Origin of the sequence: Actinomadura roseirufa, from assembly GCF_900659635.1 — a bacterium.
GTDB classification, from domain to species: domain Bacteria; phylum Actinomycetota; class Actinomycetes; order Streptosporangiales; family Streptosporangiaceae; genus Spirillospora; species Spirillospora roseirufa.
Genome location: NZ_CAACVB010000401.1, coordinates 1 through 5,257, shown reverse-complemented (window position 1 = coordinate 5,257; position 5,257 = coordinate 1). Strand labels below are relative to the sequence as shown.

Below are 5,257 nucleotides of genomic sequence, written 5' to 3'. Positions count from 1 at the left end.
CGCGGCGGCCGTCCGGGTCCGCGCAGCGGCGGCGCACTGCGCGGCCATGTGCTCCACCAGCCGCGCCCCGCGCAGGTTCTGCAGCGGCGGGGTGCGGGTCAGCAGCACCCCGGCCGTCGCGGCGACCTCCGGCGCGGCCGTCGCGCCGTGCCGCGCGACGGCACGGGTGAACAGCTCGGCGAAGTCGTCCTCGGCGAAGTCCAGCGTCCGGGTCACCTCGAACGCCCGCACCAGCGCCGGGTTCGCGTCGAACAGCCGCCGGTCGCCGCCGGGACGGCACAGCGCCACCACGTCCAGGGACGGCGAGCGCGCCATCAGCCGCCGCAGCTCCTCCACCGCCGCCGAGCCGCACCGCTCATAGGTGACGAGCCGTTCCAGGTCGTCGACGACCAGCAGCATCCGCCCCTCCAGGCACTCGCGGACGCGGGCCTGCAGCCACAGCACGGCGTCGCTCACGCCGAGCGAGGCGAAGACCTGGTCGGACACCCACAGCGCCTCGCGGACCGCGCCGCCCTCGCCGAGCCGGTGCTCCAGGATCTCGGCGGCGGTGCCCTTGCCCGTTCCCTCCGGGCCCGCCACGAGCAGCCGGACGGGCCGCTCGCCCGCCAGCCGCGCCGCCAGCGCCTCCTCGACCGCCCGCGCCAGCTCCGGCTGCCCGACCAGCGCCGCGCCGGCCGGCTCGTCCCGCCCGGACGGCGCCGCGGCCTCGTCCCGCGCGTCCGGCGCGTCCCGTCCCGGGAACAGCGCCGCGCCCAGCGGGTTGACCAGGCGCCGCGCGGCGAACAGCCGCCGCAGGTCGGTCTGGAACGGCCGGACGGGCACCCGGCAGCGCGGGCTGATCGCCGCGTCCGGCAGACCTTGGACGCAGCCGGTGATCCGGACGGCCATGTCCAGCCAGGCGCGCGCCGCGTCCGCCTCCCCCGCGACCAGGCCCCGCGCGAGCCAGGCCCGCACGTCGCTCTGCCACGCCTCGGCGGAGAACCCCTCGCGCACCGCCCGGAACCGCTCGCCGAGGTTCTCGTAGCGGGGCGTGCCGAGCGCCACCGCCAGCTCCGCCGGGACGGCCTGCGCGTCCGCCGCCAGCAGCAGCCGCGCGAGCGCCGTGTCCGGCGCGTCCCCGTCCGCGACGGCCCCGGCGAGCCGCTCGTGCGCCGCGTCGAACCCCGCGCACGCCCAGCCGAGGTACCCCACCGGCCCCGCCAGCTCGGGCAGCACCGCCAGCTCGCCGTCGGTCAGGCCGGCCGCCCACGCGTCCTCCAGGCCCCCCTGCGGGACGGTCATGTCCCGCTCGCGCAGCTCCGGATCCGCGGCCCGCCGGTCGAACAGGTCCAGCAGCGCCCGGCGGCGGCGCTCCAGCGGCTCCAGGCCCTCGAAGACCTCCAGGCCCGCCCGCGCCAGCTCGAACATCACCGCGCGCCGCTCCCGGTCGTCCCCGGCGGGCTCGGGCAGCCACAGCCCCGGCGGCCGCCACCGCCCGCCCTGGGTGAACCACGCCACCGGGTCCCGCACGGCGGACTCCGGCGTCGCGAGGAAGTCCGACAGCACCTCGTAGTCCACGTCGCCGCGCGAGCCGCCCCGCACCGCCGACGCCCCGAGCAGGAACGTCAGCAGCGACCACTGCTCGGCGCCCGCCGCGCTCGTCCCCCGCCCGTAGAAGTCGCTGAGCTGCCTGGTGAGCACCACCGCGCGCGGATCGGCGTTGTAGGCGACGGCCCGCTCGCGCATCTCGGCGTACAGGCCGTCCGGTACCCGCCACGGCCCGTAGGCGTACACGTCGAGCACGGGCTCGTCGGTGAGCAGCACTTCGAGATGATCCGGCAGCCGGGGGGAACTCACCAGGGATCCTTCTCCTACGCAGCGGTCGGGGGGCATCACGTCTCGCCAGCACCCTACGACTCGGCGCGATCACGTACACCCCCGGCACGCGGCGGGTTGGCAGGCGGCACGTCCTCCGCAATAGTTGTCGCATGGAAAGTGTTCGTCGGCCCACTCCCGGCGCGCACCTGCCGACAGGAGGGGGACACCCCCATGCCGCAACTCGAAGTGACCACCCGCGCCCACGACGGCCGCACCGTCGTCCGGCTGCGCGGTGAGCTCGATATCGCCTGCTCCGACACCCTGCGCCGCGAGCTCCACGCCGCCCGCCGCCGCCATGGCGACCACGTCGTCCTCGACCTGGCCGACCTGGAGTTCATGGACTCCAACGGCCTGTCCGTCATCGTCGCCTGCTACAAGTCGGCCACGGCCGCCGGCGGCAGCCTCGCCCTCGCCGCCCCCGCCCCCCTCATCCGAAGGACCCTTGAGATCACCGGTCTTCACCGCCGCATCCCCGTGCACCCCACCCTCGAAGAGGCGCTCGTCGTCCTGGGGAGCGAGCCCCACAGCCCCGGGTAGCGGGAACGCGAGCCGCTCGCTCGCGGCGCTCGCCGCGGCCGGGGTTCGAGCGCGCGGGTTCGCTCCCCTTGGGGGCGGGCCGGAGGGTTCGGGCGTCGGGCCGGGTGAGGCCGGCGGCCCGCGGAACCTGGGCGTCCACGCTCTGGCGGACGGGCCGGCCGCGCACCGCGAGGTCGGCGTGACGCGGGCCGGGGTTCCGCTCGGCCGGGGGCTCCGCGAGCCGGCCGACCGGCGGCGGAGGGGAGGGTCAGGTCCAGCTGGGGGACGTCGAGCCCAGCGGGTCGCCCGGGGCGGCGGGCGGCCCGGCCGTGGCGGCGTGCACCGCCATCGCGTGCTGGACGAGGGTGATCAGCACCTGCTTGGTGGACTCGCGGCTGCGCGCGTCGGTCTGGACGATCGGCACGTGCCCGCTGATCGACAGGGCCTCGCGGATGTCCTCGACGGCGTACTGGAACTCGCCGTGGAACCCGTTGACGCCCACGACGAAGGGCAGGCCGAGCTCCTCGAAGTAGTCCACCGCGGCGAAGCAGTCCTCAAGGCGGCGGGTGTCGACCAGGACCACCGCGCCGATGGCGCCGCGGACGAGGTCGTCCCACATGAACCAGAACCGGTGCTGGCCGGGCGTTCCGAACAGGTAGAGGATCAGCTGGCTGTCGAGCGACACGCGGCCGAAGTCCATCGCGACCGTGGTGGTCGTCTTGTCCGGGACGGCCGACAGGTCGTCCACGTCGGCGCTGGCCGCGGTCATCACCGCCTCGGTGGTGAGCGGCATGATCTCCGAGACCGAACCGACGAAGGTGGTCTTGCCGACGCCGAATCCGCCGCCGACGACGATCTTGACCGAGGTGAGCTCGGCCTCCCCGCCGTGCGACCCCGGGGCCGGAACCCGGTCAGAGCTTCCGAAGGCCACTGAGCACCCTTTCTAGCAAGCGCATGTCCGGCTGTCCGCCGGCGGTGGTGGGACGCGACTGGTGCAACCGCAGCAGTCCTTCGAGGGCCATGTCCGCGACGAGGACCCGGGCCACGCCGAGCGGCAGCCGCAGCAGCGCCGACACCTCGGCGACCGACCGGGCCGACCGGCACAGGTCCATGATCGCGCGGTACTCCGGGGTCAGCATGGCCACGTCGCGGGGCGGGTAGGGCGCGGCCGTGACGAGCGCCTCGATCGCCAGGTCGTAGCGCGGCTTGGTGCGCCCGCCCGTGACGGCGTAGGGGCGCACCAGCGAGCTGGCGTCGCCCTCCTCCTGGGCCGGGGGCCGCCCCTGGCCGGGCGGGCGGCCCTGGTCACCCCAGCGTCCGGGCCCGCCTCCGAAGGAACTGCCTCGATCCATGTCGCCGACCTCCGTCAGGTTCCGTCAAGGTCAATAGCGGGCGGGCCCCGCGCCCATCTCGGGCACCGGTCCCGCGTACGGCGGCTGCTCCTGGGCGCGCAGCGCGGGGGTCAGCACCCGGCCCACCCGCTCCACCAGCAGCGTCATCTCGTACGCGACCAGCCCGAGGTCGCAGTCCGGCGCGGCCAGCACCGCGAACACCGACCCGTTGGTGATGGACATCACGAACAGGAGCCCGCGGTCCATCTCCACGACGGTCTGGTTCACGCCGCCCGCGTCGAAGATCTTGGCCGCGCCCTGGGTGAGGCTCATCAGCCCCGAGGCGATGGCCGAGAGCTGGTCCGCCCGCTCCGGCGGGAAGCCGGACGAGTACGCCATCGGCAGGCCGTCCGACGAGACCACGACGGCGTGCGCGACCTTCGGGACACGGTCCGCGAAGTTCGTCACCAACCAGTTGAGATCCTGCCCGCTCACCGGGTGCCTCCTGTCTCGTCGTCGCCCTGCGACGGCGCCTCACCTGACGTGCCTGCGCCGCGAGTCTCGGTGCGGCCCCGATGAACGCCCCGCTGCAGGCTCGCGAAGCGGTTGCGGACGGCGTCCGCGGGCTGGCCGGCGGCCGGCCGGTCCTGCTCCCGCCGGTCCTGCGCCGGCTGCTCCTGCGCGGTGCTCTCCTGCGCCGGCCGGTCCTGCGCCGGCCGCCGTTCGGCGGCCGGGGACTGCGCCTGCCGCCCCACCGCGCCGGGCACGCGGTTCTTGCCGGGCACCCGCTTGGGGAGCCCGACGGCCGTGCGCTGGCCCGCGACGGGCTCGCGGGCGGCCTCGGCGGCGCGGAACCCCGCGTCCGCCGGGGACTCCCAGCCCTTGACGGGATCGTCGCCGGCCGCGCCCGCCGACCTGCGCTGGAACCACTCCGACTGCATCGCGTCGAAGATCGGGGAGCGCTCGGGGACCCGCGGCGGCGCCTTGGCCGGCGGGGCCGGGCGGGGCGGCGACGGCGCGGGAGCGGGCTGGACGGGGTGCTCGTATCCGGACGGCTCGGGAAGCGGTGGCTCCGGGATGGCGTCCTCCGGCGGGTCGGCGGTGGGCTGGGACTGGCCCGGCCGCGCCGATTCCGGCGCCGCCGGGTCGCCGATGCCCCCCCACAGGGCCCCGCCCGCGGGCTCCTCGGGGTGCGCGCCGCTGGGGGAGCCGTCGGCGTAGGGGTCGGCCGGCGCCGCCGAGGCGTCGCCGACCTGCTGGAACGGGCCCGTCTCCCAGGGGTTGCGGCGGGCGGCGCCGGGGTCGGGCACCATCGGCTGCGCCTCCGGGACGACGGGTGTCGGTCCGGTGTGCCGGCCCTGGCCGTAGGGCCCGCCGGCGTCGTCCTGCACGCGCTCGCCGCTGCGGCGCTCGTTCTGCAGGCGTTCGTTCTGCAGGCGCTCGTTCTCGAGCCGCTCGCTGCGGGGCTGGAACAGCCCGTTCGCCTCGCCCTCCGCGGCGGGCCGGGGCGCGGTGCGGCCCGGCAGCTGGGCGCCCGGCCGCCGGACGGGCAG

General features: G+C 76.2%; 4 protein-coding genes and 2 pseudogenes. 1 reads left to right on the top strand and 5 read right to left on the bottom strand.

What is annotated here, in order from left to right:
- A pseudogene (locus E1291_RS38790) lies at positions 1-1,836 on the bottom strand (hypothetical protein); the annotation flags it as partial.
- Between the two features lie 192 nt (positions 1,837-2,028).
- Between E1291_RS38790 and E1291_RS42825 the strand changes: the two are divergent.
- Positions 2,029-2,394: an STAS domain-containing protein gene (locus E1291_RS42825; RefSeq protein WP_165495504.1), complete on the top strand. Its 366-nt coding sequence runs from the start codon at positions 2,029-2,031 to the stop codon at positions 2,392-2,394.
- Positions 2,395-2,641: 247 nt separating this feature from the next.
- Here the strand turns inward: E1291_RS42825 and E1291_RS38780 are convergent, their stop codons facing one another.
- The 4 genes and pseudogenes from E1291_RS38780 to E1291_RS42820 form a co-directional block, all read right to left on the bottom strand.
- A complete protein-coding gene (locus tag E1291_RS38780) occupies positions 2,642-3,304 on the bottom strand; it encodes a GTP-binding protein (protein ID WP_131743013.1) in 663 nt (220 codons plus the stop codon).
- Complete coding sequence (locus E1291_RS38775; protein ID WP_131743012.1) at positions 3,285-3,725, bottom strand: DUF742 domain-containing protein; 441 nt, start codon at positions 3,723-3,725, stop codon at positions 3,285-3,287. Before E1291_RS38775 ends, E1291_RS38780 begins: the two co-directional genes overlap by 20 nt.
- A gap of 30 nt (positions 3,726-3,755) precedes the next feature.
- Complete coding sequence (locus E1291_RS38770) at positions 3,756-4,199, bottom strand: roadblock/LC7 domain-containing protein (protein WP_131743011.1); 444 nt, start codon at positions 4,197-4,199, stop codon at positions 3,756-3,758.
- Positions 4,196-5,257 (bottom strand): annotated as a pseudogene (locus tag E1291_RS42820) (hypothetical protein); the annotation flags it as partial. The pseudogene E1291_RS42820 and the gene E1291_RS38770, both read right to left, overlap by 4 nt.

What these genes read in the sequence shown, in the direction of transcription:
- E1291_RS42825 (WP_165495504.1), top strand. Translation starts at nt 2,029, where the DNA reads ATGCCGCAACTCGAAGTGACCACCCGCGCCCACGACGGCCGCACCGTC.
- E1291_RS38775 (WP_131743012.1), bottom strand. Translation starts at nt 3,725, where the DNA reads ATGGATCGAGGCAGTTCCTTCGGAGGCGGGCCCGGACGCTGGGGTGAC.